The 26,643-nt window shown below is 63.5% G+C and carries 24 protein-coding genes and 1 tRNA gene; 8 read left to right on the forward strand and 17 right to left on the reverse strand.

What is annotated here, in order from left to right; translation table 11 throughout:
• Nucleotides 1–75: 75 nt before the first annotated feature.
• A complete protein-coding gene (locus ACYOEI_RS29480) occupies nt 76–1,290 on the reverse strand; it encodes an endonuclease/exonuclease/phosphatase family protein (protein ID WP_462853247.1) in 1,215 nt (404 codons plus the stop codon).
• A gap of 211 nt (nt 1,291–1,501) precedes the next feature.
• On the opposite strand from ACYOEI_RS29480, the gene ACYOEI_RS29485 reads away from it, so the two are divergent.
• Together ACYOEI_RS29485 and ACYOEI_RS29490 are read left to right on the forward strand one after the other, a co-directional pair.
• A complete protein-coding gene (locus ACYOEI_RS29485; RefSeq protein WP_462853248.1) occupies nt 1,502–2,503 on the forward strand; it encodes a hypothetical protein in 1,002 nt (333 codons plus the stop codon).
• Between the two features lie 361 nt (nt 2,504–2,864).
• Entirely contained in the window at nt 2,865–5,843 is a 2,979-nt protein-coding gene (locus ACYOEI_RS29490) for a mechanosensitive ion channel family protein (protein WP_462853249.1), read from the forward strand.
• A gap of 115 nt (nt 5,844–5,958) precedes the next feature.
• On the opposite strand, the gene ACYOEI_RS29495 is transcribed toward ACYOEI_RS29490, so the two are convergent.
• The gene (locus ACYOEI_RS29495; RefSeq protein WP_462853250.1) at nt 5,959–7,020 is read right to left on the reverse strand and encodes a GGDEF domain-containing protein; all 1,062 of its coding nucleotides are present in this window, start codon (nt 7,018–7,020) and stop codon (nt 5,959–5,961) included.
• Between the two features lie 783 nt (nt 7,021–7,803).
• Here ACYOEI_RS29495 and ACYOEI_RS29500 point away from each other — a divergent pair.
• Nucleotides 7,804–9,504, forward strand: a complete 1,701-nt coding sequence (locus ACYOEI_RS29500) for a glucoamylase family protein (RefSeq protein ID WP_462853251.1) — start codon at nt 7,804–7,806, stop codon at nt 9,502–9,504.
• A 258-nt stretch (nt 9,505–9,762) separates the two neighbouring features.
• Here ACYOEI_RS29500 and ACYOEI_RS29505 read toward each other — a convergent pair whose 3' ends face one another.
• Nucleotides 9,763–10,938, reverse strand: a complete 1,176-nt coding sequence (locus ACYOEI_RS29505; protein ID WP_462853252.1) for a DUF3500 domain-containing protein — start codon at nt 10,936–10,938, stop codon at nt 9,763–9,765.
• A 460-nt stretch (nt 10,939–11,398) separates the two neighbouring features.
• Between ACYOEI_RS29505 and ACYOEI_RS29510 the strand changes: the two genes are divergently transcribed.
• A complete protein-coding gene (locus ACYOEI_RS29510; RefSeq protein ID WP_462853253.1) occupies nt 11,399–12,127 on the forward strand; it encodes a hypothetical protein in 729 nt (242 codons plus the stop codon).
• 714 nt (nt 12,128–12,841) lie between these two features.
• On the opposite strand, the gene ACYOEI_RS29515 is transcribed toward ACYOEI_RS29510, so the two are convergent.
• A tRNA-Ser gene (locus ACYOEI_RS29515) sits at nt 12,842–12,928 on the reverse strand.
• A gap of 334 nt (nt 12,929–13,262) precedes the next feature.
• Between ACYOEI_RS29515 and ACYOEI_RS29520 the strand changes: the two genes are divergently transcribed.
• Genes ACYOEI_RS29520 through ACYOEI_RS29530 form a run of 3 tightly spaced genes read left to right on the forward strand, consistent with a single transcriptional unit; the run spans nt 13,263 to nt 14,585 of the window.
• Nucleotides 13,263–13,754 carry a DUF4365 domain-containing protein gene (locus tag ACYOEI_RS29520; protein ID WP_462853254.1) on the forward strand — a complete coding sequence of 164 codons (492 nt, stop codon included), beginning with the start codon at nt 13,263–13,265 and terminating at the stop codon, nt 13,752–13,754.
• Between the two features lie 7 nt (nt 13,755–13,761).
• Nucleotides 13,762–14,316 carry a hypothetical protein gene (locus tag ACYOEI_RS29525; RefSeq protein WP_462853255.1) on the forward strand — a complete coding sequence of 185 codons (555 nt, stop codon included), beginning with the start codon at nt 13,762–13,764 and terminating at the stop codon, nt 14,314–14,316.
• Nucleotides 14,313–14,585 carry a DUF1883 domain-containing protein gene (locus ACYOEI_RS29530; RefSeq protein ID WP_462853256.1) on the forward strand — a complete coding sequence of 91 codons (273 nt, stop codon included), beginning with the start codon at nt 14,313–14,315 and terminating at the stop codon, nt 14,583–14,585. Before ACYOEI_RS29525 ends, ACYOEI_RS29530 begins: the two co-directional genes overlap by 4 nt.
• A 148-nt stretch (nt 14,586–14,733) precedes the next feature.
• On the opposite strand, the gene ACYOEI_RS29535 is transcribed toward ACYOEI_RS29530, so the two are convergent.
• Nucleotides 14,734–15,162 carry a hypothetical protein gene (locus ACYOEI_RS29535; protein ID WP_462853257.1) on the reverse strand — a complete coding sequence of 143 codons (429 nt, stop codon included), beginning with the start codon at nt 15,160–15,162 and terminating at the stop codon, nt 14,734–14,736.
• Between the two features lie 207 nt (nt 15,163–15,369).
• Here ACYOEI_RS29535 and ACYOEI_RS29540 point away from each other — a divergent pair, with 207 nt between their 5' ends.
• Nucleotides 15,370–15,567 (forward strand): hypothetical protein, encoded by a 198-nt coding sequence (locus ACYOEI_RS29540; RefSeq protein WP_462853258.1) that lies wholly within the window; start codon nt 15,370–15,372, stop codon nt 15,565–15,567.
• Between the two features lie 42 nt (nt 15,568–15,609).
• Here the strand turns inward: ACYOEI_RS29540 and ACYOEI_RS29545 are convergent, their stop codons facing one another.
• The 12 genes from ACYOEI_RS29545 to ACYOEI_RS29600 form a co-directional block, all read right to left on the reverse strand.
• On the reverse strand, nt 15,610–20,673 hold the full coding sequence (locus ACYOEI_RS29545) for a helicase-related protein (protein WP_462853259.1): 5,064 nt from the start codon (nt 20,671–20,673) through the stop codon (nt 15,610–15,612).
• Nucleotides 20,674–20,911: 238 nt separating this feature from the next.
• Complete coding sequence (locus ACYOEI_RS29550) at nt 20,912–21,070, reverse strand: hypothetical protein (RefSeq protein ID WP_462853260.1); 159 nt, start codon at nt 21,068–21,070, stop codon at nt 20,912–20,914.
• A gap of 103 nt (nt 21,071–21,173) precedes the next feature.
• Nucleotides 21,174–21,401, reverse strand: a complete 228-nt coding sequence (lysC, locus tag ACYOEI_RS29555; RefSeq protein ID WP_462853346.1) for an Rz1-like lysis system protein LysC — start codon at nt 21,399–21,401, stop codon at nt 21,174–21,176.
• Complete coding sequence (locus tag ACYOEI_RS29560) at nt 21,322–21,645, reverse strand: hypothetical protein (RefSeq protein ID WP_462853347.1); 324 nt, start codon at nt 21,643–21,645, stop codon at nt 21,322–21,324. Before ACYOEI_RS29560 ends, lysC begins: the two co-directional genes overlap by 80 nt.
• Nucleotides 21,642–21,863, reverse strand: a complete 222-nt coding sequence (locus ACYOEI_RS29565) for a hypothetical protein (RefSeq protein WP_462853261.1) — start codon at nt 21,861–21,863, stop codon at nt 21,642–21,644. The genes ACYOEI_RS29560 and ACYOEI_RS29565 overlap by 4 nt, the downstream gene beginning before the upstream one ends.
• Nucleotides 21,842–22,156 (reverse strand): hypothetical protein, encoded by a 315-nt coding sequence (locus tag ACYOEI_RS29570; RefSeq protein ID WP_462853262.1) that lies wholly within the window; start codon nt 22,154–22,156, stop codon nt 21,842–21,844. The genes ACYOEI_RS29565 and ACYOEI_RS29570 overlap by 22 nt, the downstream gene beginning before the upstream one ends.
• Nucleotides 22,153–22,548 (reverse strand): DUF5675 family protein, encoded by a 396-nt coding sequence (locus tag ACYOEI_RS29575; protein ID WP_462853263.1) that lies wholly within the window; start codon nt 22,546–22,548, stop codon nt 22,153–22,155. Before ACYOEI_RS29575 ends, ACYOEI_RS29570 begins: the two co-directional genes overlap by 4 nt.
• A gap of 1 nt (nt 22,549) precedes the next feature.
• Complete coding sequence (locus tag ACYOEI_RS29580) at nt 22,550–22,888, reverse strand: hypothetical protein (protein WP_462853264.1); 339 nt, start codon at nt 22,886–22,888, stop codon at nt 22,550–22,552.
• A gap of 129 nt (nt 22,889–23,017) precedes the next feature.
• Entirely contained in the window at nt 23,018–24,595 is a 1,578-nt protein-coding gene (locus ACYOEI_RS29585) for a hypothetical protein (RefSeq protein WP_462853265.1), read from the reverse strand.
• 57 nt (nt 24,596–24,652) lie between these two features.
• On the reverse strand, nt 24,653–24,838 hold the full coding sequence (locus ACYOEI_RS29590; protein WP_462853266.1) for a hypothetical protein: 186 nt from the start codon (nt 24,836–24,838) through the stop codon (nt 24,653–24,655).
• Entirely contained in the window at nt 24,835–25,989 is a 1,155-nt protein-coding gene (locus ACYOEI_RS29595) for a hypothetical protein (protein ID WP_462853267.1), read from the reverse strand. Before ACYOEI_RS29595 ends, ACYOEI_RS29590 begins: the two co-directional genes overlap by 4 nt.
• A gap of 3 nt (nt 25,990–25,992) precedes the next feature.
• On the reverse strand, nt 25,993–26,643 hold the full coding sequence (locus tag ACYOEI_RS29600; protein ID WP_462853268.1) for a baseplate wedge 1 family protein: 651 nt from the start codon (nt 26,641–26,643) through the stop codon (nt 25,993–25,995).

Below are 26,643 nucleotides of genomic sequence, written 5' to 3' on the forward strand. Positions count from 1 at the left end.
CCCCCAACGCCACCTCGAATTCCCACCCCGCCTCAATCCGAGGCGGGGTGGTCGGCTTAAGGTGACTCGCGGTCATTACTGACCTGAGACTCGGATGTCTAGATAAACGAGGCGATGATCCGAGCTCGCGACCGGGGACATCCGCACGAGCCGATGGAGCGGGTCGGTCTCGACGGGCCAGAAGACGCCGCCGGAGACGACCACAAGGTCCTTCGAGGGAAGGACGTAGTCGGCCCGAAGGTTCCCGACCGACTCGTCGGAGAAATCGGCCGTGTCCTCCCTCGCGACTCCACGATGGCGGGTGTTGGCCTTCCCCTGTCGGGCCGAAGCCTCGGCGGCACCGTCGCTCGTCGGCGTGAACGACGCGTCGACCCGAGAGTGGCGGAGGAGTTGCTGGATCGCGCCGGGGACACTCCCGCCGTCGTTCGGGTCGGAGTTGAGGTCGCCCATGATCACGAAGCTCTCGGGCGGCGTCAGGCTGCCTGACGAGGGCTTGGCGAGGTACTCGGCCGCCTTTCCTCCCGAGAGGTAATCGGCCCAGATCCGGATCTCGTCGTGGTTCCGGCGCCCGTTTCGATCCTCGGGCCCGTCGAAGGCCGGCGGAGTCGGGTGGCTCGCCAGGACGTGGATCGTCTTCCCTTCGACTCGAATCGGCACGTCCCAGTGGTTCTTGGATGACAGCCGGAAGACCTTCAAGGCCTCCGACGAGTACCACGGGGAACCGTCGGACTTCGTCGGCAGCAAGGCCCCCGGCATGTCTTCCCAGCGGAGCCCCTGGAACTGGCGGATCGCGTCCCGATCGATCGGGAACTTCGAGTAGAGCACCATCCCGTACTGGCCGGGGAACTGCCCGAAGCCGAACGAGTCATTGCCATAGCCTCGAGAACCGGGAGTCTTGGCGACCTTACCGTCGTTGTCCAGGTCGACGCCGCTCGAGACGCCGGTGTTGACCGGCGCGGAGAAGCGGAACTCGTAGGAGATCGGAGGGGCGCCGTTCTGTCCCTCGGCGAGGTAGTTCTCCTGGAAGAGAGCCGACGCCCGGCCTTCGGGATCATAGTCGAACTCGTTGATCAGAAGGATGTCCGGAGCAACCCTCTGGATGATCTCCGCGACGTTCCCGGCCTGCGGATTCTCCGGCGTTGAGAGGTCCCGGATCAGGGCGCCGGCCGAGTCGCGGTTCAGCGAGGCATTGAAGGTCGCGAGTCTCACTCGAGGTGCGCCTTCCTGGCCGAACAGCGGGCGAGGCGCCAGGGCGCCGAGGACGAGGCCGCAGACCAACACGAGACGCATAACCCTTCTCCTGTTCGAGTCCCCGAGGCGTCGATCCGCTCGACGATATCGCCGAGGACTCGGCCTCGTCTACTCGGCGCACGGGGATACTCGAAATCCTCACGAGATGTTCATTCGCCTTGCTCTCCCTCGTTCGATGATCGAGCGGGCCGGCGAGTGCCCCCCCCGACGTCCTCCCGGCCGACCGATCTCAACGTAGAGGAGCACTCTGATGGGTTGGTTTCGGCGACGTGGGTTGATGAACGAACGGGTCGTCCTCACCTCGATCCTGCTCGCGAGCGTTTGCCTCCTCGCGGCCCCGACGTTCGCGCAACAACCTCCCCCGGACGGGACCTGGACCGCCGACGCCGTCGTCGACGAGGCTACGGCCATGACCGTCGAGGGGCTCGGGGCCGCGCAGGGGATCGCGATCCGGGGCGACAAGATCTATGCCTACGGCGACGTCCATTCCGCGAATCCTCGGGTCGGTGTCATCCGCGAGTACTCCCTGGACCTGGCCCCGACCGGTCGCGTCGTCTGGCTCAAGCGGGACGCGAAGCCCCTCATGACCCACCCGACCGGCCTGACCTGGGATGATCGGTGGGGGACCCTCCTCGGCGATACGTTCCAAAAGAAGGCGAAGATTCATCGCCTCGACTGGGAACGAGCCTGGGCCGACGGCAACCTCGATCACGCCGTCCTGGACGTTATCGACGACGACGCTGCCATCAATGGCTGCCGCCCCACCTTCGTGACGGTCCGAGGCCAGCGCTTGATCGCCACCGCCGACTACGGCGACATCCATCCCGAGATCCGGCTCTACGACCCCGAAGCCCTCTTCAAGTCCCTTCGCTCGAGTGCCCCGGGCGTCATCGTCCACCAGATCCTCTCGGGACCCTGGAATCAAAACCTTCATTGGGACGTCGAAACGGGTCGGCTGACCTGCGTCCAGAACGTGATCGAAGGGCGAGGCTGGCGGCTCGAGACCGTGGACCTCGCCCGAGCCGTCGACGACGGCCGGGTCGGCGGCCCAGGGGTTCGCTCGGCGATCGTCACCTTCACCCCCCACGATGAGCTGGAAGGATACTGGCCGTTGGATCGGACGCATGCCCTTTTGTTGACATCGAGCCGGAGCGGCAACCTTGTCCGAGGCGTCATCCGGCCGACGTCCCCCGTTGTCTCGGCTCCTGCTCCGACTTCTACGCCGGCATTCGCCCCCGCCTCGCTCCGATAGAGGGGATGGAGCCGCCCATGAATTACGCGGCTTCAGGGCGGGCACCGACCCCATGTCGGGCCCGCCTCGGTTCTCGATTCATGTAGGGGGCGCTGCCCACGGGGTCTTCCGGATTGTCCGCGGGCGGTCCCCACCCTACGGAATACGAGCGACGGTCGATCGCCTCTTCTCCAGACGTGCGATGGATCGCAGTCGCGCGTTCGATTCGATCGCGACATGCTTTTCCCAATTCACCTTGATCTCATAGGCGGACTGGGTATCCTCATGCCCCCCGCACGAGGCAACTCCGCGCTCGCGTAGCGACGGGGAATAAGACCGATACCCCCCACGCCATTCCGGATCGCAAGGCAGGAGGCCACCCATGCGGAACTTCCAGCGGTCGATCGCGTTCATCGGCCTCGCTCTGATCTCCCTATCCGCCCGAGCCCAGACGCCCAAACCCGCCGAAACCCCCGCGCCTCGGCCCTTTAGCTACCCGCAGCCTAACGAAGCGGCGCGATGGAACGATCGCTCGACGCCTCGTAATACCCTCGAGACGTTCTACTTTGCGATTACGAGCTATGACCGTTCGCCTGGTCTGATCGTTAACGCGATCGACTGCTTGACGCTCGACTCGCTGGCCCCCGAGATTCAGGAACGTGACGCCGCCTTGCTTGCCCACCAACTCGATTTCATCCTGAACCGCCAGAGTATCCCACTCTACTCCGTCCCCGACCGTGCCGAAGGCGAACGTGTTGTGCTGGACGAGGTGGGCAACCTGCCGATCGCGCTGGAACGCCAGGCTGATGGCCGCTGGCGATTCGACGCGAAGACCGTCGGACAGATCGGGAGGATGCGGAAGTTATCCACAGCTAGCCAGCACCAGTTCGACGAAGCCCGATCCAAGATGGCCGAGGGGCGGACGGACCCGGCGGCCACGATGCGATCGTTCATGGGGGCGGCCATGGGCCGGCATGACTTCGCGATGGCCGCGCGGTGCCTGGACCTCCGCGATATCCCCTCTAAGCTCCGCGCTTCGGAAGGCGCACAGATGGCCAGGAAGCTGGCGTTCGTGATCCAGCGCTGCGGGTTCGTCTTCTCCCAGGAAATCCCCAACGATCCCGACGGCTACCGGTACGTCTGGCACTCGAACCATCGCGGACGGGTCATGATGGAGCGAGTTCGTCTGCCCGAAGGGCAGGATGCGTGGCTGTTCACCCGAGGGAGCTTACGCAACCTCGACGCCCTGGTCGAAGGGTTCCGCGACCGGCCAGCCGACCCACGTTACGCCACGATCGGCCTCGTGATCGGCGAGGAAGTGCTCGCCGCCGGCCGCAACGCGAAGGTCGCGCCTCCGCTCGGGGTCCCGCTCGCGTTGAGTTCGCCTCGAAAGGTCCTGCGGACGTTCTTCGAGGCGATGGACGACCTCGAGTTCGACAGCGATCGAGCGAAGGACCTGCTCGCGTGCCTCGACCTCAACTCGCTGTCCGAGGAGAACCGCCAGACGGTGGGCCTCCGGCTGGCTGCGAAGCTCGAGGCGGTCTTGCTACGGTCACGCATCGACCTGATGACGGTCGCGGACACGTGGGAGGCCGACACGGTGGTCCTTGGCCGCGACAGCGACTGGCAGGTGACGCTGGCACGAGGCAAGGACGGCGTCTGGCGGTTCGACCGCGACACCGTCTCCAAGGTGCCCGACCTGTTCGAGAGGCTCACCCCCGATGAGAAGACGGCCCGCGAACACCGGTCGAACTTCCACTCGGCGCAGCAGACCATGCGGACGCTGCTGCACGCGTCTGATGCCGGCGACCTCGAGATGGCGGCCCGCTGCCTCGACCTCGAAGACATCCCCCACAGCGCCAGCGCCGAGCTCGGGCCGCTGCTGGCGTACAAGCTCAAGTTCGTCCTCGACCGGATCGGTCGGGTCGCGGTCGAGGAACTCCCGTCCGACCCCGACGGTCCCCGTTATTACTACTATCGCGGTCCCCTGGGCCGGATCGACCTGGTGAGGAGGTCGGAGGAGCCTCGCCGGGGCGACTGGCAATTCTCGCGCGAGACCGTCGCACGGGTCGAGGCGATGTTCCTCGAGGCTCGCGATCGCCCGCTCGCGTCCGACCTGTCCAAGGACAAAGTGAGGGCCGTCCCAAGCGTTCGACTGGTCCCGGCGCTCTGGCTTCGCGGCCGGCTGCCCGCGTCGCTGTTGAGCCCGGCGCTTGGCCTCGACCTCTACCAGTGGATCGGCTTCGCGATCGCGTTCCTGACCTGCGGGGCGGCTTCTTGGCTGGGGTTGCGACTCATCGCGTGGGCGACCTGCCTCGGCTTGCACTGGTTGGGACTGGACCTCGACCGCGCCCTGGTCACGTCGAAGGTCTTGCCGCTCTCGCTTCAACTCGGCCTGCTCTGCCTCCACCAAACGATCCGGATGCTCGACCTACCCGTGGGCGTCGTGGGCATTACATTCCCCGCGGTGAAAATCGTCTGGATTGGGCTCCTGGGTTGGTCGGCGCTCCGCCTCGTCGATCTCGTGATGGTCCTCTACGCGCGCAGCGATCGCCTGCACGACCGGCGAAGCCTGAGCGACATGATCGTCCCGACGGCTGCCAATGGCTTGAAGCTGGCTGCCATGGTCGTTGCCGGTTCGTCGGTGGTCTACCTGCTCGGCAGCCGGGAGACGCTCACCCAACTCCTCGCGGGACTCGGCTTGGTTGGCCTGGCCGCGTCGCTTGCGGCCCAGGATACGCTCAAGAACTTCTTCGGCACCCTCCTGCTTATCGGTGAACACCCGTTCCGCATCGGGGAACACATCGCGGTCCAGGGGGTTGAAGGTATTGTCGAGCGGGTCGGCTTCCGTTCGACCCGGCTGCGTACGTTCGAGGATTCTCTCCTCACGATCCCCAACTCGGTGATGGCCGCCGCCCTGATCGACAACCGAGGCGCGCGGGCCTGCCGACGCTATCGCTGCACGGTCTCGCTCGCCCACGGCACGCCGGTCGAAAAAGTGACGGCGATGCGGGACGGGCTCCGGGCCTTTGCCACCAACCACTCTCGGTTCCGCCCCGACAAGATCGAGATCCACATCGACACCCTGAACGTGAACAGCATCGACCTCTTCGTTCAGGTGTACTTCGGGGTCTTGAACTTCACCGAGGAGATGCTCTGCCGCGACGAGTTCAGCCGTGAGATCCTCGGGCTCGCCGAGCGCCTGGACGTCATGCTGGCCCGCCCGACCCCACTGGTCCGCTTGGTCTCGTCGACTCCCGAGCCGACGCCGGTCCCCCCTCGGCCCAAGCATCTCGCCCGAGAAGCGACCGAGGCGCCGAGACTCCGGCATGGCCTCCCCGGCGAGATGGATGGCCGCTGAGGACGAACGTCGTCCCGCCGGTTCCGCGAGGGAACCGGCGGGGATGACGCAAATCCGAACGAGAACCGCCTCGAGACCGCGGTTGATGGGCTATGGTCGAGTTTCGGGCAACCCGTCAACCGGTCCGACTCAACGCGACGAGCCGCTTGTCGGCATACATCGCCTGATCGGCCTGGTGCATGAGGAGCGAGACGTCGTCGACATCCTCGGGGTAGACGGCGAACCCGCAGCTGATCGCGAGGCGGACACTCTCTCCGCCGAGAAAGGCTTCCTGTTCGACCTCTTCCCGGATCCGATCGATGAGCCGGACCACCTCATCGCGAGATCGGATGTCCTCGAGGAGCAGGGCGAACTCGTCCCCGGCCAGCCTGACCAGGCAATCGGACTGACGCACTGCGCCGGAGAGTCGTGCCGCCACGACTCGAAGCGCCTCGTCCCCCGCCTTGTGGCCGAGCCGATCGTTGATGCCCTTGAAGCCGTTGAGGTCCATATAAACGAGGGCGAGCCGGCTCGGCCTCTGATGGATCTTTCGCAGGGCCTCTTCATATCGGCGGTCGAAGTGACGTCGATTCGGCAGGGTCGTCAGGGGATCCATCAGCGCGAGTGCTTCGAGTCGTCGCCGAGAGGCGTGATTCAACGAGATGAGCATCCCCAGAATCGAGAAGGCCGTCATGATGCTCAGCGCCAAGACGTTCGCGACCTCGAGCGGACTCGACATCCCATAGCTCGTTCCGAGGTCGGTCACCTGGGCCTCGACCGAGCGGATCGCCAGGAGGATGCCGTCGAGTCCGAAGGCAAGGGCGGTGCTCCAGTACGCGGGGCGGTCTTCCGGGGCGACGCCCCTGGCCATCGTCGCGGCCGCGTCTAATATCAACACCGAGAGGAACGGCGAAATGGCCGCGATGCGGCCCGTAAGGCTCTCCACCACGAACGTGGAATACGCGCAAGCGAGCAGGGAAACACCCGCTCCGAGTCCGATCGCGATCGGGTTGTGCGGGGCCCTCCCTCGAAAGGACCGGACCCCCCGGCAGAAGATGATCGTGCCGGCGGCGATCGAGATGTGCGAAAGGATCGCAAACCAAGGGTTGGCAAACGCCTCCCGCATGATCACCAACGCGATCGAGGCGGCGAGCACGGTCGTCCCGATCTTGCACTCCTGACCGCCTTTTACCGCCATATTCGCATGAGCCACAGTTGAGATCACGAGACTCATCATCACGAGAAACAAGCCAAACGCGAATGCAACCTCAAGAAGTCGAATTTCGCTGAACATTAGCGTGCCCTTCGGCTCAATCGCAAACGAACCTTCAATCTTTATTCTAAGTTATGGATTCGACTGTGGAAAGAGATTTGGGAATTTTGGGGAAAATAAATCGGCTCGTGTCTTCCGGTTCTATTGACTGTGACGAAAATCCAGAGGATCGGACTCGCGTCGTGGAGTCCCGCGCGAGCTATTCATTCAACAGGTCCCGGTTTGGGTCGCCAACTCGATTTGTGGTTACGGAGCCGTCCTGGTGACCTGCCTTGCCAGATCAGAGGTTCCTGTTTGTTCGATGCGTGGCGGCAAGGGGATTCCCGCCCTCACAATACGTCGATCTCGCGCGACGGGAACACCGCTCTGTTCGGAGCAGGTCTTGCCGAAATGCTTGATCCTGGCCTGGCTTACGTCCAGACGATCGAGTGTTTATGGCCGAGGTTTTCGAGGAATCGATCCCGGACTTATCAAAGATCATCCGAATGTTCGATAACCCAAGTAGGGTCATGCAGGGCGCCGCGTCCGGATCCGCTGTGAACCGACCGGCGACGGAAAACGTATCAGGTGTATATGTCGCCGGGGGGCTGCTCACCCTCCGGTGACCGAGGGGTCGTGGGATCTCGAAATACCGCCGATCAAGAACCGACGCGAATGCGGGAAGGCGTCGGCTCGTGGAACCTATCTCCGCGATGGGGAGGCCCTCCCATGGGTCTGCGGAAACTTGTAGGCGCGATCGCCTTCGGAATTCTGGTCGGGACGAACGCTTCGGCGAGCCCGATCGACCTGAAGCCCGAAGACCGGGAATTGCTCGCGAGTTATGCGAGGGACACCTGGCGCTCGATCGAGGCCGTCGCCGCGGCCGGTAGCCTCCCGGCCGATCAGCTCCGGAAGACGAAGGCCGGTTGGGTCGCCGAAGGGCTGACCTCGCCCACCAACGTCGCCGGCTACCTCTGGAGCACCTTGGCCGCCGAGCGGCTCAATCTGATCTCTCACGAGGAATCCGGCCGTCGGATCAGTGGGGTCCTCGGCACCCTGGTCCGGCTCGAACGTTCCCATGGGTTCTTCTACAACTGGTATGAACCCGCCAGCGGCGCAAGGGCTCTCGCCTGGCCGAGCGGCGGTGCGATCCGCCCGTTCCTCTCATCGGTCGACAACGGCTGGCTGGCTGTTGCCTTGATGCTCGTGGGCAACGTCCGCCCCGACTTGAAGCCGCAAGCCGACGCCATCCTCGAACCCATGGACTTCGCGTTCTTCTACGACCCATACGACCCCGCGAACCCGGTCGCCCATCCGGGCCTCCTTTACGGCGGCTACTGGACCGACGACAAGCACTTCACGGGGTTCCATTACGGGACGTTGAACGCCGAGACTCGGATCGCCAGCTACGTCGGAATTGCCCGAGGCCAACTCCCCGCGGACCACTATTTCCGAATGGCCCGAGCTTTCCCCGAAGGCTCGACCTCGACCGCGATCTCGGTTCACCCGGCCGTCTACCAGGGTGTGGAGGTTGCCGAACGTTCACGTACCTACCGAGGGATTAGGCTCGTTCCGAGTTGGGAAGGGACGATGTTCGAGGCGCTCATGGTCCCGCTGTTCGTCCCCGAGTCGGAGTGGGCCCCGACGAGTTGGGGCCTCAACCACACCCTCTACGCCTCCGCCCAGATGGAATACGGCCTCACCGACGCACGCCTCGGCTACTGGGGGATCTCGGCCTCGGCCGACCCCGCCGGGGGATACCGTGCCTATGGCGTTGCGGAAATCGGCTCGCGAGTCCGTCCGTCGGCCAGGGGCCGAGAGACGGTCGTGACCCCGCACGCGACCTTCCTCGCCCTTGCCTTCTTGCCTCGAGAGGCGATGGCCAACCTTCGGGCCCTGTCGACCCACTTCCCGGTCTATGGCTCGTACGGATTCTATGACGCGGTCGACGTGGTCTCCGGGCAAGTCTCCGACAGTCTCCTCGTCCTCGACCAGGCGATGATCATGGCGTCGATCAGCAACGCCCTCGACGGAGATTTCCTCCACCGAGCGTTCAGTGTCGGCAAGGTCGAAACCGTGATCCGTCCCCTCATCGCTCCCGAGCGGTTCGCGGTCGACGGCAACCTCGACCCACAGATCGGGCACATCGCCGACGTGCATCGTGCCTCGGCCGACGGTGCTCCGCCCACTTCGGTCGTCCTTCGGGACTCCGCGCAACGGGCGCAGGCTCACAGGCCGTCCGAGGGTGTCGTCTCGGATGATAATCCGGCCGATCGATTCGTGACGGCGCTCTTTGACCTCTCATGGGCCGACGGCCTCTCGACCATCCTCGTCGAAGGCTTCTCCCCGTTTCTCACGAGCGGCGACGCCTGGAGGGGCAACTCGCGAGACGTCCCCTGGCTACTCACCGAGATCACGGGCTCGAAATGAGGGGCGAATCGCTCGAGTGGGACATGGCGGACTTGACGTGGAGCGCTTTGGCGGTCATCCCGAACCGCGGTGATTCGAAAACCGAAGAGCCCCGTGCGTCCCCAACTTCGTGCCAACGGGGACGCGGTAAGGCACGAACTTGCGAACGCACGGGGTCCAAATCAGGTCTCCGCAACTCGCTCATCAACCAAACCGGTTGAAACGCTGCAAACGGGTGAGCGCGGATCGAGATGTCGCGGTTCTCCCGGAGCGTGAGCGTCAGAACGAGAATTCGGCACCATAGTCCGTCAGGCGGTCGCGCCAGATGGTGTGGTAATGGTCGCTGCCTTGCGTGGCGAATTCGATCCAGACACGAGGGCCGTCGAGCCGAACGTAATCGCCTCGCTCGCCCACGTCCGTGGACCCCGAGTAAGCCACCTTGATCTTGTCGAACTCGGCCTCGTACAGCTTGAGGTAGGCGAGACCCTGGGGAGTGTCGCCCGTCCAGGCCGCGATCGCCTTCTTGACGAACGCCTTGGAGGCATCGGAGAGCGTCGAAACTGGGACCCCTTCGCTCTTGGTCGGGAACTGTCCATCCTTGCCGGGGCCGACGTACACGTCGTTGAAACGGGCCTCGAGCTTGGCCTGGCTCGACTGCTCCGGGGTGAGCGAGACGAGCAGTCCGTGCAGCGAGTCGCGCATCGGGGCGAGCGGGTCGTGCGTCTTGCCCTGTTCGTCCTTCCAGACCGTCGGCTGTGCGGCGACGTGGTAGGGCGTCGCGGCACCGGTGGTTCCCTTGTAGTAAATGTTAATCGCGAGGTGATGACCGCCCAGTTGCAGGATCCATGGCGACGTCTTCGACGGCTTGCCAAGGCACGCGATCATATAATTCGCCGAACCGAACATGGCTCCTCCGCCGCCGAATCCTCCTCCCTTCTTCTGGGCCGGTCCTCCTCGGTCGTCCTTCTTCTGGAACGGCCCACCCCGACCGTCCTTCTTCTGGGCCGGCCCGCCCGGCCCGCGACCTCCCCGCCCTTTCGCGAAGACGTCGTCCGCGGCCCGGACCTCTTGATACCGAGCGAAACCTTCCTCACCGAGGGCGGTCTTGGCGACGTTCATCGCCGCCGTGACCTGCGCGGGCTTGAGGTCACGGAAGAACACGCCGTTGCGTACATTCGAACCCCCGGGGAAGTTCGTCCACCGGACGGCGAGTTGCGGCGTGAGCTCGATCTCCGCGACCGCACGCTCCTTCTCAGACAGCGTCGCCAGGAACGCATTCGTGGCGTCGACCACGTCGGCCACTTTCGGCGATTCGAGCAACGCCGGCGCGTTCGTTTGTGTGGCTGCCGTCTGCGCCTTGGCGCGAGGCGCCCCGGCGTCCAAGCCGATCGCAAGCAAGCCGACCGGCAAAGTGCCGGCCACGGTGACGATCGCCAGAGAGATCGGTCTGCGCATCCGACGTCCTCCTTCAGCCGCATTTGAAATGAAGAGCCGACTCCCGATCGATCTCGCCCGGTCCGGTCCTCGCGCCCGGGGAACCCCGCCCCGAGTGTTCGACCTGCCGACAGGCTCCGCCGCGTCGGGAATCAATCGCGACTACATCGACGATAACCTCGGCCCTTAGTTTCTCGAGAATGCTTTCTCCTAAATTCCACTTCATCATCCCTGACGACTCTTTCCGGGGAGGCGGGTGGCGACCCTGAGAGGTCTGGCAAGTCGCTACCGCTCCGAGTTCGCGGCTGATTGTACGGATCCAAGTCGTTGAGGTTTCGTGAGACAGACAACGCGACACCAGGCGGTTTCTAGACCCCTGGAACTCTCCGGACGGTGCGCGAGGAGCATGACACTTGCGTGGCTGGTTCGTAGTGTAGTGCCATCCCTTGTTCCTCGACCTTTCGCGTCGCCGGGCATTGCGATGCTCTGGTACGGATGGCTTCAGCCTGTCGGAATAGCCGTCTCCTCGACTCCCCTTGAATCACAAGAACCGGGCTATACGACAGATGTCGGATACGCTAGGCTCGAACCGAGCGGCGAGGTTTCGGGACGGAATTCTTCGATCAGAGACGTGACCATGCCTCATTTCAAGTTCGCGAGGCTTGTCCTTGGGGTTGTGCTGGCCGCCCCTCCTTTTCAAGCTCGTGCGGGTTTTGATGCAGGGATACTCATTCAATCCTCCCCAAAACTTGAAGCATCCTCGTCGCACATCGTCGTCGGCCGATTGTCAGCGTTCCATGAATGGTCCGGGAAGGCGAACGCTTACCTCGCCGAGATCGAGGTCTCGAGGGTCGAGAAAGGAGAAGGTATCCCTCCGGGCAGTCGGATTTTCGTCCGCTTCTCCTCACCGAGGAGCCTCGAGAAGATCAAGAGTGAGAGGATCGTCCCAAGCTGCGGGGATCGAAAGATTGACCCCTTGCCCGGCGAATGGCTTCGCGCTTATATGAAACGTGGTGAGAATTTTCAATTCGTGGCAGACTATCCGGAGTGTTTCTTCGAGGTAGGCAGAAGGAAGGCGTCTCCCGCAAAGCCTGAAGCTATTTCATTTTCCTTGGCGTGCGCCATGGGCGGACTCGGAATTCTTGGTGGATACCTTGGCGGGCTCTTATCTCCACGTAGGAATTCCGCCGTCAGTCATCTCCCAGATTAAACTACATGTGAATAGGTGTCAACTTCCAGTCCATCTTGCCGGGGTCTGGTGGGCCTCGATCCGCTCGCGCAAGACATGGGCCCGGCATTCCTTGCTCGGTGACAAGTAGGCGCCGCGCGATTTGGCGTCGATCCCGAAGTGCCGGGCGATGTGCGTCGAAATCAGCCGAAGCGAACGGTGAAGGGATCCCCGCCTTCCAGGCGGAGAGTGCTCCGTTGTTTACGCCAAAACTCTGGCAAAGTTCGACCGCCAGGCCGAATTGATCAGGCGTTCTGAGATCCCGTTGCGAGCTGAGAGCAGCGCCGGATCTTCGCGATAGTGAAGGTCCCGCTCTACGAGGCGGCGGAGTGATGAAACGGAGGCGTCGATCGGAGATGTTCCCCGGCAGGGGAATCCGTTGCTACGAGGTGAGTCGCGAAATGAACTGCTTCGTAGTCAAGAGCCATTCGTGAGTGGAGGAGGGCAAGAACTGGCCCCACTCACCTTGGCGGACGGATGGTCGTAGAAGTCTTCCAACCTGGCATCGTCGAGCGCCTGAATAGCTTTGGTTGGCCCGAGCCATTCCACGAAGGGTCGGATCCTTCGACGGTTGGCGTCGTACTTGTCAACCATTCTGTAAACCTGAGGTGTGCTTGGCGGTCGGACGGGCTAACAGACACAAAGAAGAAGGCTTGCGTCGATATGACGCAAGCCTCATGAGAAACACAGTTTAAGCGGAGAGGGCGGGATTCGAACCCGCGGTGGCTGTGACACCACACGGCATTTCCAGTGCCGCACCTTCGGCCTCTCGGTCACCTCTCCAGGTGGATCTAACTCTAGCCAGGCTCCCGCTTTCCGTCAACCCCAGCCTTGCTACTTTCTGTTACGATTTCGCTTGTTACTGGTTTTTGTTACGATTCGGGACGCTCGCCCCGATTTCGAAGATACCAAACGCACGGCACGCCTGCTACGGGGCAGTCTGCGAAGTCGGCGAAGAAACCGGGGATGCCGGCCCCGTTCCCCGACGGTCCTCTTCTGCGGGGCGGGACCGAAGGGGTCTTGTTACGATTGTTACGAATCACGTCCCGGGGAGGAGCCCGGGGGGCCGATCGGCCTCCGCGGCCGGGATCCGACCCGTCGTCGAGGACTCGCGAAGATGGCCTTGGGTTCCGGGGACCTGCTCGGCATGCGCGGGGAGAGGATCGCCGAGCTGCGGCTCACGGATTTCTGCGGCAATGCGCTCCCCTACTTCGCGGCGCATTTCCTGGGGGACAAGTTCCCTACCTATGACCTCCTGGTCGAGCTCGTCGGCGTGGCCGGCAGTCGGCCGTATTTCTTCGCCCAGGTGAAGTCGACCCGGAAGGTGGGCGGGACGGCCAGGGCCGGGATCAGGGCGAGGATCGAGTCGGCAGACGTCGAGGCGATGGTCGCTTGCCCGATCCCCACCTATGTGATCGGGGTCGACGAGCCGGGCGAGGAGGCCTACATCCTCGCGATCGACGGCTCGAGGACGGGGCCGATTTCCACCATCCCGAGGAAGTACCCCCTCGGCCCCGCCAACCTGAAAATCCTGTATGATGAAATCAGGGGCTACTGGGGCACGCTGGCCGGGGCCGCGAAGACGAAGGCCTCCGCATTCTCCTCCTGAGGCGACCATGTCCACGAGCACCGCCCAAGAGCGTTTCATCGCGGAACGGGTCCGGACCATGGCCGTCGTCTATCTGACACGCCGCCCCGACCTGATCGTCGCCGAGGAGGCGGCGGACGTGGGAGTAGACCTCTGGGTGACGCTGAATCCGGAGGGGAGGGGCGGCCATCGAAAATTCGGGGTCGAATTGAGGGGGGTATTCTCGGCCACGACGGCGGAGCACGCCAACAAGCAACTGCATCCAGCCATGCAGAAAATGCTGCGTTTCGGCCCCTTCCCGTTCCCCGTCGTGCTCTTCTTCTTCACGATGCAGGACAACGGAGGCTGGTACACCTGGGCGGCGGAACCGGTCGTCTCGCCCGAAGGGGCGTTCGAGCTGGTGCAGCAGGGGGAGGCCTCTTGCCGTCCGCTCGACTCGGGCGCGATCGATGAGATCGTCGAGTCCGTCGACCGCTGGTACGACGCCTTCTTCGCCAGGGCGATCCGAAAGCGACCGGCACGTCGGCGACGGGATGGATTCGAGGATCGGGGACCCGTTCACGAGGGCGAGGCCTGCTCATGAATCACCTGAACAACGAATTCGACGCGCAGGCGGGGGATGTGGCCGAAGTGACGCTCGATCGGGCTGCCAACGTCCTGCTGATGGATGCGGCGAATTACGGGGCCTACAAGAGGGGTGCGGGTTACCGCTACTACGGAGGGCATGCGACGAAGAGCCCCGTCCGCATGGCGGTGCCGACCGACGGGCGATGGCACGTCGTCGTGGACCTGGGCGGGGGCGCCGGCCAGGTCAAGGCCAGCGCGCGACTGCTGAGCGGTGCGACGGCATGAAGGGCGAATATCGCCAGTCTGCCAAACGCTCACCTCCTGGCGAATTGCGCACCACCATCGTCGATCTGAGCCGCCGCCCCCGCTTCCCCCGGCCGGGGACGTCCGAGGTGTCGGCCCCCACCAAGGCCAGACCGCCCCATCGAATCGTTCACTCGAACAGGTCGATCAGCTTTCGGACCTGCCCGCCGCCCAGTTTTGCAACCAACTGCTTCACGGCGACGATGTCATCGACCAGGTCGCCGTTCGAGGCTGCCGGTGCGGTTGCCTTAGTAGGGGGGGCAGGCTTCCGAGCAGGCTCGCGCCTCGGAGCGGGCGCAGCCTCAGCCCTCTTGGCCTGTCGCATCTTCTCCTGCGCCTTGTAACTGCTGACCATCGGCTTCGAGATGTCGTGACCGAACTTCTTCAAGACGAACTCGGCGATGTCGCCGGGCAGTTCGATCCCCTCGGCGAGCGCGGCGCGGACGGCGTCCGCCTTGGAGGTGGCTTTCCCATGGGTCTCGAACCCGGCCGGCTCCTCCGGCGATTCGTCTTCCGGCTCGACGGGCTTCGGATGTTTTGCGAGTCGCGGTCGTCCCATGTGTTGGCTCCGATGATCGATGCGGAAATCAGGCCGTCGATGATAACGGCGTCGCTATGCATCGATCAATGATGCCGCAAATATTCGGGACTGCGAGTTATGGAGGAATATCATGGTCCAGGCGGCGGAATAATCTCGCCGGGCGCATGAAATGCTCCAAGATGACATCCGACCGCCGAACTCGCCCAATTCACGATGGGAGCTCCCATGGCCGACCCCCGGAACATCGCCCACGACAAGAAGGTCCAGGAGGAGAAGAAGCACCACGGCGAGGAGATCGTGCCCGACGCGAGCGAAACGCCGCAGCCCGGCAGGAAGCCGACTCTCGTGCAGAACGACTCGCCGGGCGATACCTATCAGCAACACGCCAAGCTCCATCCCGACGACGTCCCCGAGGAGAAATAATCGCCGAGACTCCTCCGGGCCGAGGGGTTCGGCCCCTCGGGTCTAAAACAACCGCATCTGCTCCTCGGCTTTCCGCCTCCCTGTCGTCACGGCCTGCCGATGCCCGTTCGGCGCCTTGACGGATTCGGGCATGACGATTTCCGCCGGGACATCCGGCGTGTAGATTGTTTCAAGCACTGGGCCTGCAGGTTCTTTGTCGACTGGCACTTCCTGCACCTCTTCGTCCGCCCCGCCATTCAGATCCCTCCTCCGAATCCTCGACGTTACCGGCCGCTCGGCGCGGATCGCCTTCCTCACCGAAATCCGATCGGATCCGGCTTCGACGGTATGCCCGGATCTCAGGGCCTTGACCTCCTCGGCCAGCTCGGCGACCTGCATGCCGCCCTCGGGTGCCTTCTCGGACAGCCCGAGCTTCAGCCGATCTCGCAAGTCGGCCAACCGACTCATATATTCCGCATGGCCGAACGGCGTCCCGAGCCGGGCCTCGTAATCCTTCAATTGCCCTTGCGCCACGGCCAGGTCTTGCCGACGGTCCTCTCGCTCACGTTCGTAGCCGTCGATCAACCGACCGACCGCATTCAGGATGGCACGCGGCCCGGGATGATCCTTCAGCAGTGATTCTCGCCGGCAAGCTGCGCCTTCGAGATAGACCTCCGTCCCGCCCAGCGGATGCATGATGAGGCCGAATTCCAGCCCGTAGGCCTTTCCCATCGGGTATCGCTTCACCCGGTCGACCCTGTCCGGCAACGCATCGAGCCGCCTCGTCAGCGATTCCGTCGTCGGCGGCGAGTCATCCTTGTGGGCCTGGATCGTTTCGATATCGGCGGTCAGTCCCTCGATCCGCTTCTCGTGCCGTTGGATCGTCTCCGGCAGGTCACGCAGATTCCGTTTGGCGAGGTACTGCTCGTCGGTGTGGTTCTTCCGTAGGATCGTCAGACGTTGGAGTTCGGCGTCGGTCTCCGCCAGCGTCAGGACGGCGGGATTGCCCGAAGCGATCGCCTTGACCTCGGCATAGCTGAGCTCCTGGCCGCCGATGTCCTCGGCCTTCCTGACGACGCAATCGCCGCTCATGACCTGGTTGATGAATCGGGCCTTGGTCTCCAGAGCTTGCCACATGTACGCGTCGAAGCTTTGTTCGGTCACGTATCGATAGATCGCTACCTCCTCGTTCTCATTCCCCTGTCGGAGGATCCGGCCCTCGCGCTGCTCGACCTCGGCGGGCTTCCACGGCGCGTCGAGGTGGTGCAGCGCCACCAGCCGCTTCTGGACGTTGGTGCCGGTGCCCATCTTGGCCGTCGAGCCGATCAGGACGCGGACCGTCCCCTGACGGACTTTCTCGAACAGGGCCTGTTTCTTGGCATCGGTGTCGGCGTCGCCCATGATCGCGACCTGGGCCCTGGGGATGCCGTGGTCGACGAGTTTCTCGACGATCTCCTTGTAGGCCGAGAACGGGTTGGCGTTCACGCCCATGTCGCAGAAGACCATCTGCGTTCCTCGGGTGGCCTCGGTCTTCCGCCAGATTCTGACGACGTTGCCGACCAGGGCGTTGATCTTCGAGCCCGCGAAATCCCCGCCGATTGCGAGCATCCGGCCGTCGAGCGCGAGCTTGCGGCCGTCCGTGGTGATCGCCAGGGCGTTGTCCTCGCGGGGGTCGACCTTCTCGCTGCGGATGCGCTCGTATCGCTTGATGAGACCGGCCTGCAATTCCTGCTGATCTTCGGACATCGGGCAGGCCACCGTCTGGGCCTTCCCGCCTTCGAGCCTCGGACGGGGCAGGTCGAGCATCTCCGCCGTCTGGACGTCGGCGAACGCCCGGAACATCTGCGTCAGTTCTGGCAGGTTCACGAACTTGGCGAATCGGCTGCGGGGCTTGAGCGTGGCCCCGTCGGGCGAGATTTCCATCGTGTCCACGACCTCGCCGAAGGTGGCCGCCCAGCCATCGAAATGCTCGATGCCGCGCGACCGGAGGCCCTCGGGGTCGAGGAACCGTTGCATCGTATACATCTCGACCATCGAGTTGCTGATCGGCGTGCCGGTCGCCCCGACGAACCCGCGGCCCGGGTGCTTCTCTTCGAGATAGCGGGCCTTCATGTAGAGGTCGAACGCCCGCTCGGAGCCGCCCGTCTGGATCCCCGCGACTCGCTCCATCTTCGTGGGCGTTTCGAGATTTTTGAACTGCTGCAGTTCATCGATGAATATCTGGTCGACGCCCAACTCGTCGAAGACCAGCCCGTCATCCTTCTTGTCCTCGGCGAGCAGGTTTTTCAGCTTCTCCTCGCGGGCGGCCTTCTGCTTCTCGAGTGACTTGATGATATTCCGGCCGTGCGACGCCTTGTCGACGAGGAGGTGTTCGTACTCCTTGATCTGCTCGCGCAGGAACCGTTCCTGATACTCATCCGACATCCCAATCCGCTCGAAGCTGGAATGGGTGACGATGATCGCGTCCCACTCGCCGGTGGCGATCTTGGCCGTGAGATGCTTCCGACGTTCCTTGCCCATGTCCTCCTTGGTGGCGACGAGTATCTTGGCGTTCGGGTAGAGCTGCATGAACTCGCGGGAGAACTGCTCGAGCATGTGATTTGGCACGGCGATCAGGGGCTTCTTGATCAGCCCGGCCTGCTTCATCTTCACTGCCGAGGCGGCCATCTCGAACGACTTGCCCGCCCCGACGCAATGGGCCAGGAGCGTGTTGCCCGAGCTCATGCACCGCCAGACTGCGTCGACCTGGTGCGGCTTCAGCGTGATCGCCCGGCTCATCCCCGGAAATTCGAGGTGCGAGCCGTCGAACAGCCGGGGCCGGAGGTTGTTATATGTGTCGTTGTAGATCCTGACGAGCCGCTCGGTGCGGTCGGGATCGGAGAAGATCCAGCCCTTGAATCGCTCTTTGACGAGCTTCTGCTTCTCCCTGGCGGCGAGCGTCTCCTCCTGATTGACGACCCGCTCCTCACGGTCCCCGTTGTGGACGAGGTCGTAGACGACGGGCGTGCGAAGATTCAACGCCTGCTCGAAGAGCGTGATCCCGTTGATGCGCGACGTGCCGTAATCGGAGGTCGCCGCGACCGACTGCATGGCCCGGTAATCGGGCTCGACCGACCAGACGGCATCCTTCTTGAGATGGCCAACCTTGATGGCCTCGGCCGGGGTGTTGAACAGATCGGCCGCGAAATGCTGGATGTCCGAGGTCTCGATCCATGGCGCACCGAGATTGGCGTCGATGTCGCCGGGGAGCACGTCTTCGGGCTGGACCTCACGGAGAGCTTCCGCGTTACGTTCCTCACCGCACCTTTCGGCGGCTTCCAATTTTGCTCGGACGTTCCCCGAGAGATATTCATCGGCGGTCTGCCATTCCTTCGACTCGGGGTCGCGGTAGATCAGGTCACCCAATTCCGAGATGACCTCTCCCTCGGGCTTTCCGTAGAGCGATGCGATGTACGGCAGGTCGACGGCCCCGCGATGGTCGAGCGACACGAGCAGCCCTTCCTCGGCGCTGGCGACGTGGGTGACCGGCGGCTTCGGGCCGACCACGTCCTTGCGCATGATCGCCGACTTCTCGGCCTTCCCCGTCGCCTCGTCGTATTCCTCGAGCGACATGACGAGCATGGCGTCGGGGTCTTCGCGGAACTTGACGAGATTCGGCATCCGGCGGATCGTGCCGCCGAGTTTGGAGTCGGTGAAGGTGGTCTTGTTGATCGGGCCGTAAGCCGAAACGAACATGTCGTAGACGCGATTGAGGGCGCGGCGTGCCTCGACCCGGTTCTCTTCCGGCCATCCCTCGTTCTGGGACTGGAGGACACGGCGTGCGGAGTCGCGGAGTTCGACCAGGGAGCCGAGCTTGCGGCCCATCGGCGTGCCGTTGGCCTTCTGGAGCGTGCCGCAATAGGTGACGGGCTCGGGGGTGCCGTCGAGGATCTGCCGGATGATCCGGTCATCGCCGACGAAAAAGCTGCCCTCGGTGACGTGACGCAGGGGCGGAGGTGGGGTGAAAGCTGGTGTGTTTCGCGATTCGGGCGGGTGTGTTTCGGGCGGCGGGTTCGCCCTTTCGGCCGTCGACTTCTCGACCTGGGCGGGCAGCCTCGCGATCGCGTCTCGTAACTGGCTCTCCAGGTCGCCGTTCGAGACGACGCTGAATCCCTCCCCGCCATAAAGGGTGTCCTTCCGACTCCAGTTTCCCAGCACCATCTCCGGGTGATTGAGGAAGTAGCGGTTGACCGGAACGTCCGCGCCGTCGAGGGGCAGGGAGCCAACGCCGAGCCATTCCGGGTCGACGTGATTCGGCTCCTGGCCCGGTGCCCGTTTCCGCAGGAAGACGATGTCGGTGACGACACTGGTCCCCTCACGCTTGAACGCATCCGAGGGTAGCCGGATGGCCCCGAGGAAATCGGCCTTGGAAGCGATATGCTCCCGGATCGCGGCGTTCTGCTTGTCGAGGGTGAAATGCGAAGTGACCAGCGCAAGGACTCCGCCGGGCTTCAGTGAGTCGACCGACTTGGCGAAAAAAAAGTCATGGAGGGAGAAGCGCCGACCTCTGAAATCGAGCTTGATGTCGGCGAAGGGGACGTTGCCGATGACGGCGTCGAGGGGAGGGAGCTTCGAGTCGCGAAAGTTCTCGATGCGGATGTCGTGGGAGGGATGGAGGGCGCGGGCGATTCGGCCGGAGATCGCGTCGAGTTCGACGCCGATGAAGCGGTGATCGTCGCTGATGAAATTGCCGATGCCGCATCCGGGCTCGAGGACGGTCGAGCCGGGAGGGAGGCCAAGACGCCCAAGACCGTCATGCATTGCCGTCATGACGAGGGGCGACGTGTAGAACGCGCAAAAAGTCGTCCGTCGGGCCGAGTCATATTCTTCGGGGGTGAGGAGGTCGCGGAGCTCTTCGCCGAGCGGCTGCCAGCCGTCTTTGTATTTGCCGGTGAGCGGATCGGGGAACAAAGAAAGGGCGACGGGACCGAAGCCGCAGAAGCGGGAGAGTATGTCCCGTTCATCGGTAGCGGCGGGACGGCGTTCGGTTTCGAGGGATTTCAGCGTGCGGATCGCGGCGAGGATGTCGCGAGCTTTGGCCTTCTCGCCGGATGAGATAGAACTCGCAGGGAGCGGCGGGGCGGCCATTGGAAGAGGGGTGTTCGAAGGATTCGGGCGTTGCCCGTTCGAAGATGGAAATGCCGGATCGGGAATGATCAGCGGGGATGGGGATTTCGGCGGAGGGTCATAGGGACCGGATGAGGGGCCGAAAGGGAGGAGGGGGTGACGGTCGACTTTGAAGCGTTTCTTGAAACCGGCCGACATAGGAAACCGCGTCTGTTTCCCCCAGTCATAGGGCAGTGGGGCGGATCGCGCAAGCGAACAGTTATCTCGAGCGGCCCATGCTCCTCGTGATCATCGTGGCTCCGATGAATGCCGTGCATACTCCCATCAGGACCAATGCCGTGTCGTTGCGTTCGCCCTTCATCTGGCTCTCGTTCTTGGCCTTGCGGGCATAGTGCAGGATGTCGTAGGCGTCGATCACAGGCTGCCCATATCGATCAGGCGGCAGTCGTAACCGGTATGCGCCCCGAAGCAGGGGCCGCATGCGGAGAGCGAGAACAGGAGGAGCAGGGAGAGGCGTGCGATCATTCGCCCCTCAGCAAGGAGGAGAGGCTTTCGTGCCGCATGGCACACTCATTGTACTGGCCGATGAGCATGGCGTATCGCTTCGCGAGGCCGGTCATGGTGAGCCCGTCCGGCAAAGGCCGGATCGGGTCGCACGATTGGGTCAGGTCAGGGGGAGGGACGAGGTGCGGTGATGGCCTCGTTGAGCACGCCGACAAGGCGATCAGGGACAGGACAATCGGGAACATTCGCAACGGCGGCCTCCATCTTCTGATTGATCTTAAACCCCTTCTCGCGCTCCGAGGCAAGTTCCTTCTCGAGGTCGGCGGCATGGTCGTTAGCCCCCTGGACGGCAAGCTGCGTGGCCTCGATCTGGGCACGAAGGGCTTTCGCCTGACTGGCCTCGTCGAACTTGGTGGTCACGTAACAGCCTCCGGCGAACGAAGTGATCGTCCAGCCGCCGACGATGCCGACCTTGACCCATGGGTTCATGCCTCGGGATCTTTCGGCGGATCTTGCGGGGATTTGATGACGGTGGCGATCAGGCCGCAGATCCCGCCCGCGATGATGGCGTGGGTCGAATACGGCTTATCCAATGCCTGCCCGACGCTGGCCAGGGTGGCGGCGAAACCCGCCCAGGTCCCGGCGTGCTGGAGGGCGGCGGGGACGCTCCTGTGGATCTGGACCATCAGAGCCGCGAAGCGACCCATGCGAGCAACTTCTTCGCGTCGTTGTGCATGCCGGTGAAGAGCTTATCCCACTCGATGATGAACTCCTCCTCGAGGTGGCTGAGCGAGTGCCCGGAATCCGCGGGAACGTCTTCAGGGGCGGATTCGGTGACCGGTTCGGCGGTCACCGGCGCAGGATCGGCGACGGGAATAGGTTCGACGGGCGCGGGAGGTGCAGCCTCTACGGGCTGCTCCGGCGCTTCCGCCTGATCTCCGGAAGGCGGTGTGGCCGATGCATCGGCGAGAGGGGTTGCGGGTGTTGTTTCGTCGGTCATAATCCTACTCCTGTTATGGTGAGATCGAAATCGTCTGGTAGCTGCAACTTTAGCATGGCTAAAGTTTTCCGGCTATTCAAAACAGAGGGCAGCCCGTCGATATAGCCGATGCTGTCTCCGACGAGGATACAGCCCTCTGTGTCGATGATATTGTTGCCATTATGGATCAGGATTCCGGATCTGTTCGGCACATTTTCGACCCTCCAGACGCCGGGGAATTTCGGACTGCTATATTTCACGACGGAATATTTCCCCGCCGGGATGCAGCTTTGATTCGGGGCGTTATTCTTCCACGGGTCTTCGCACGTGTGGCAGAGGTATTGGCCTTCCAGGATCATCATCCCGAACGTCCCGTTGTCGTCGGATTTGAAGCGGTCGAGGAATACGTTCATTTCACTCTCCATGCGGCCGTTGGCCGTGTTTCTCCCAGATCAAATGCTCCAGGGTCTTCTTGATGTCGGCGAGGTCGTTGACCTTGATGTCATTGAGCTTGCTGTTGATCCCCGCGATATCACCCTCCAGATTCGTCACCTTGTCGCGGTTGATCCTGTCGAGCATGGCGTCTGTCTCCAGCGACGCGACGCGGGATTCGATCTTCGCCGCCCACCAGATGATGGCCCCTGTCTGGAGCAATATCGTGATGAAGACGGCGGCGATGGTGGCGAGGGGTACGCGTCGGTCGATGACCCAGGCGTTGCTCGGGGGCCCGTCCGTCGGATCTTCGATTTGCAATGGTGGTCTCCTTAATGCTTGGAACTGGAGATGGTCGAGGGACAGTGGCGTGACATCCTCGGACGCATTTTAATTTGATTTTGCCATCGCTCGTTTCCACCTCGCCTCCCGCTACGCGGCATGAACGGCTCAGGCCATCGCCCACGTTAAAGGGTCGGCGTACGCCGCGGCATCCGGGAGGTAGCTGGTGACCTCGGCGATGCCGGATTCGATCGAATGGACGCCATCGCTCGAGGCGAGCTGGACCAGGATGGAACTCCCGCTGGTCGTCAGTCGTACCTGCGGGATGGCATTCCCGGACGACGAATCGGCCACGCGTAAGGACACGCTCGGGGCGCCGTTGGCGTAACGGTAGTCCCAGACGCTCGACCGCGATCCCATGCCGGTCGCGCCGGTCGCCGCGTCGGCCTTAATCTCGATGTGTCCCTGGACGTAGACATTGGTCGTCGTCGACGGGGTGATGGTCAGGATCGTCTGCCAGGAGGCGATGCCGAGATCGCGAAGCCCGAAGATCCTCCTGTCGATCATCTTGTTCTGAACCTGGGGGTCGGCGATCCGCATTGATTCTCTGGGCGTGGCGATCGGCTTGCCGTGGACGTAGAAGCCCTTCCCGGCGTTGATCGCGCCGAAATCGAGGTCCCCGCCGTCGGGCAGGCCCCCGCCCGGCAACAAGGTCGCGAGGCCCTTCGAGAGGTAGAGACCGCATCCGAGGAGCTGGCCCGACGTGAGATGGATCCCTCCCCGAGCCGTCGTCGGGGACGCATCGGCGATTTTCGCGAGGAGCTGGAAGTATTGCTGGGCCAACGCACCCGTTGACGAATCGCCGCCGACGCACATCAGATTGGACAGGAGGTCGCCGACCTGGGCATTCCTGCCGGCGACGTAACGACCGAAGGCGAAGACCGGGTTCACCTCGAGGACGTCCCCACCGCCGTAGATCGTTATCGTCGTGTTGGATGTGGTGATCGCCGTGCAGGCGCTCGTGGAGCAGAGCGGCCAGAGCTGGTTGAAGGCGACGCTCGTCGTGTTGGGGATGACCAGGGCATTGCTCATGATCCCCGGCCCGAGGGCTCCCGAGATGTTGGCGTTCGCCCGGAGCGCGGCCAGGAGCAATGCGGCGATCGTGGCCGTGGTGTCGCCGGCCTGGACGGTGTAGGAGACGGTCTCGCTGTAGGGGACGGAGGCGTGGGTGAAGTCGTATCGGAAGCCGACGACATCCCCCGCCTGGGGGGTGCCTCCCACCGCGACGATGATCGCCTGGGTGGTCGGGTCCGTGCTCACCTCGCCCATGTAGTCGGCCTGGAACACGCGGTTCTCGTCGCCCCAGACGAGTCCATGCCCCTGGGCGATGCCGCTCTCGGGATGGATCGGGGCCGTGTAGGGGGCGTCGGAGAGCGGGACGAAGGGACCCGCGGCCCCGGATGCGGTGAACGGGGTAATCACGATCGAGCCCGCAGCGATGTCGCAGAGGCCGATGTACCAGCAACCCGCGATGATATCTCCCGGTACCAGCGCGACCTGGCCGGTGGGGGATTCCTTCACCCCGGCGATCGGGGTCAATCCGCCGTACTCGATGGTGACGGCCGCGGTGTTGGTCGCCGGTGCCTTGAAGAGGAAGAGCGCCTCATCCGCGAGCGCGATCGGCTGCGACGAATCCGTCGGGGTGAGGATGATTGCGTTGATGCCCGACGCGGTGCAGGTGATCATCGGGCCCCCGGGCTGGGATGTTTCGTCATGTCATTCCTCATAGGTTTGGGTGGAAATTCAGCTCCCGACGGGATAGGCGGGCATGGCCGGGATCGCGTCGGACGATTCCCCCGAGGCGATCGCGCGCAGCTCGGCGCGGAAATCGACCCATTCCCGGGGGACCATGATCCCCCGTTCGGCGCAGCGCAGGATCGTCCTGTCCGATTGGTCCAGCAGCGCCTTCGCGTCGTCCTCGATGCTCATAGATATTGACCCCCGCTGGCGGTGGCCCCCGAGGTGCTGCCGGGGAAATAGTTTGCCCCGGCGCCGTTGGTCTGGATCAGGGAATTGCTGGAGGCGAAGTAGCGCTGGCCGGTCGCGGACCCCGAGAAGGTGATGGTGGGCACGGTGATCTGGCTCAGATTGTTCGCCAGCGCGAAGGAGCCCGCGAAGGCGGGCGTGCCGGTGAGGGTCACCGTGATACTGGCGTTGATGCCGATCACCGCGTTCTCGTTTGCCAGGAAGTGCGCGTTGGCGCCCCCGGAGATCTTGTAGCTGGAACTCAGGGTGAGCAGGGCGGAGGGGACCACGTTGAGGTGGCTGTAGCCCGAGGCCACGGCCCCGAACTCGACCGCGCCCAGGACGCAGGCGGCGAACTGGCCGACGGTGAGGGCGTTGCCCGAGGTGGTGGTGGCCATCTTGATGCCGTCGACCCGCGCGTTCGCGCCGTTGCTGATGGACACCGCGTCATTCCCCGTGACGTTGAAGAAGACGTTGGCGGGCGTGCCCACGTTCCCCTGGATGATGAGCAGCCCGCCGCCGACCATGGGCTTGGTGATGCTGGCCGCGCCGGTGTAGGTGCCGTTGGCCACGGAGATCGTGACGTTGAAGCCGCCGCTGTCGACGGTGTTCAGCGCGTAGTCGACCGCGTGCTGAACCGTCAGCCAGGGCGACCCGGAGGTGCCCGGGTTGGAATCGTTGCCGGTGGTCGCGACGTAGTAGGTGGCGTTCGCCGTGAGCTTGATGCGCTGGGCCGAGGCGTCGAAGAGAGTCCAGTTCACGCCGTCGTTGGCGGGGGTCGCGGTGTTGGAGGATTTCAGGGACTGGTAGACATGTCCGTCGCCGTAGAGGACTCGCGCGTACTGGACATATCCGCCATTCGAGCTGATGAAGCTGAAATACGGCGGGACGCCCGTCTTCTGGATCGCCTGCACCGCCGTGGTGATGTCGTTCAACACCTGGTTGAACGCGGTGCGCGGGACCAGGAGGCCGCCCGAGGCGACCGGCGTGCTGTAGCCGACCGGGAATCCCTGGTTGTAGCTGACCGTGCCCCCGGGCTGCGTGGGGTCGGGGATGGTATTGAGGTCGCCGTTCTCGGCGAAAGGGATGTCGAAATAACCACCGCTGGGGCACATAATTTATTCTCCAAAATTTCCGTTGTCGAAATTGTAATCGCCGATCGCGAACCCGAAGAATGCGTCGGGCGTGTCGGTCCAGGTGGATTGCACCCCGGCCGGCCTCGGCAGGATGTCATAGTTGTTGAACAGGTACTTGAGGTCGAAGGTGAGCGGGAAGGCGAAGAAGTAATACTGGGTCATGTCGTAGTCGTCGACGAGCCACGCCGGACCGAAATTCCTGAAGACGTATTTCAGCATCCGGTTCGTCTCCGGCACCGTCCCGCTGCCGGTGAGCTGGAAGTATCGGAGCTGGAGCGCGATCCGCTTGATCTCCGTGGGCAGCTCATAAGTGTTCTCGTCGCCGAAGATCCCGTTGTCGAAATTGACGCCGGTCTGCGAGTCGAACCCGAAGAAGGGGCCGACGTCGTTGTTGTTGTTGACGAACAGCGGCAGGCCCAGGATGATCGACCAGACACTCAGGCCGAACTCGTCGGCCGTGCGCAAGTCGAAGACGTTTGCGATCCAGTCCCGCCAGAATTGACTCTGGTTGATCTCGTACCAGTTGGCCTTGTCTTCCAGGAGCGCCTGGAGGTTTGCGGCCTCGTCGTACTGCCAGAGGAGCGCCTTCAGCAGATCGACGCTGAAATCGAAGTCCTGGATGTCGCCGGGCAT

It is taken from the genome of Singulisphaera rosea, assembly GCF_054877945.1.

Bases quoted from the DNA above. Each gene is read 5' to 3' on its own strand.
- ACYOEI_RS29540 (WP_462853258.1), top strand. From the start codon at position 15,370: ATGGCCGACCCCCGGAACATCGCCCACGACAAGAAGGTCCAGGAGGAG.
- lysC (WP_462853346.1), bottom strand. From the start codon at position 21,401: ATGTTCCCGATTGTCCTGTCCCTGATCGCCTTGTCGGCGTGCTCAACG.
- ACYOEI_RS29480 (WP_462853247.1), bottom strand. From the start codon at position 1,290: ATGCGTCTCGTGTTGGTCTGCGGCCTCGTCCTCGGCGCCCTGGCGCCT.
- ACYOEI_RS29560 (WP_462853347.1), bottom strand. From the start codon at position 21,645: ATGAACCCATGGGTCAAGGTCGGCATCGTCGGCGGCTGGACGATCACT.
- ACYOEI_RS29545 (WP_462853259.1), bottom strand. From the start codon at position 20,673: ATGGCCGCCCCGCCGCTCCCTGCGAGTTCTATCTCATCCGGCGAGAAG.
- ACYOEI_RS29495 (WP_462853250.1), bottom strand. From the start codon at position 7,020: ATGGCGGTAAAAGGCGGTCAGGAGTGCAAGATCGGGACGACCGTGCTC.
- ACYOEI_RS29585 (WP_462853265.1), bottom strand. From the start codon at position 24,595: ATGATCACCTGCACCGCGTCGGGCATCAACGCAATCATCCTCACCCCG.
- ACYOEI_RS29565 (WP_462853261.1), bottom strand. From the start codon at position 21,863: ATGGGTCGCTTCGCGGCTCTGATGGTCCAGATCCACAGGAGCGTCCCC.
- ACYOEI_RS29530 (WP_462853256.1), top strand. From the start codon at position 14,313: ATGAATCACCTGAACAACGAATTCGACGCGCAGGCGGGGGATGTGGCC.
- ACYOEI_RS29590 (WP_462853266.1), bottom strand. From the start codon at position 24,838: ATGAGCATCGAGGACGACGCGAAGGCGCTGCTGGACCAATCGGACAGG.
- ACYOEI_RS29505 (WP_462853252.1), bottom strand. From the start codon at position 10,938: ATGCGCAGACCGATCTCTCTGGCGATCGTCACCGTGGCCGGCACTTTG.
- ACYOEI_RS29600 (WP_462853268.1), bottom strand. From the start codon at position 26,643: ATGCCCGGCGACATCCAGGACTTCGATTTCAGCGTCGATCTGCTGAAG.
- ACYOEI_RS29535 (WP_462853257.1), bottom strand. From the start codon at position 15,162: ATGGGACGACCGCGACTCGCAAAACATCCGAAGCCCGTCGAGCCGGAA.
- ACYOEI_RS29525 (WP_462853255.1), top strand. From the start codon at position 13,762: ATGTCCACGAGCACCGCCCAAGAGCGTTTCATCGCGGAACGGGTCCGG.
- ACYOEI_RS29520 (WP_462853254.1), top strand. From the start codon at position 13,263: ATGGCCTTGGGTTCCGGGGACCTGCTCGGCATGCGCGGGGAGAGGATC.
- ACYOEI_RS29575 (WP_462853263.1), bottom strand. From the start codon at position 22,548: ATGAACGTATTCCTCGACCGCTTCAAATCCGACGACAACGGGACGTTC.
- ACYOEI_RS29595 (WP_462853267.1), bottom strand. From the start codon at position 25,989: ATGTGCCCCAGCGGTGGTTATTTCGACATCCCTTTCGCCGAGAACGGC.
- ACYOEI_RS29500 (WP_462853251.1), top strand. From the start codon at position 7,804: ATGGGTCTGCGGAAACTTGTAGGCGCGATCGCCTTCGGAATTCTGGTC.
- ACYOEI_RS29485 (WP_462853248.1), top strand. From the start codon at position 1,502: ATGGGTTGGTTTCGGCGACGTGGGTTGATGAACGAACGGGTCGTCCTC.
- ACYOEI_RS29570 (WP_462853262.1), bottom strand. From the start codon at position 22,156: ATGACCGACGAAACAACACCCGCAACCCCTCTCGCCGATGCATCGGCC.
- ACYOEI_RS29490 (WP_462853249.1), top strand. From the start codon at position 2,865: ATGCGGAACTTCCAGCGGTCGATCGCGTTCATCGGCCTCGCTCTGATC.
- ACYOEI_RS29510 (WP_462853253.1), top strand. From the start codon at position 11,399: ATGCTCTGGTACGGATGGCTTCAGCCTGTCGGAATAGCCGTCTCCTCG.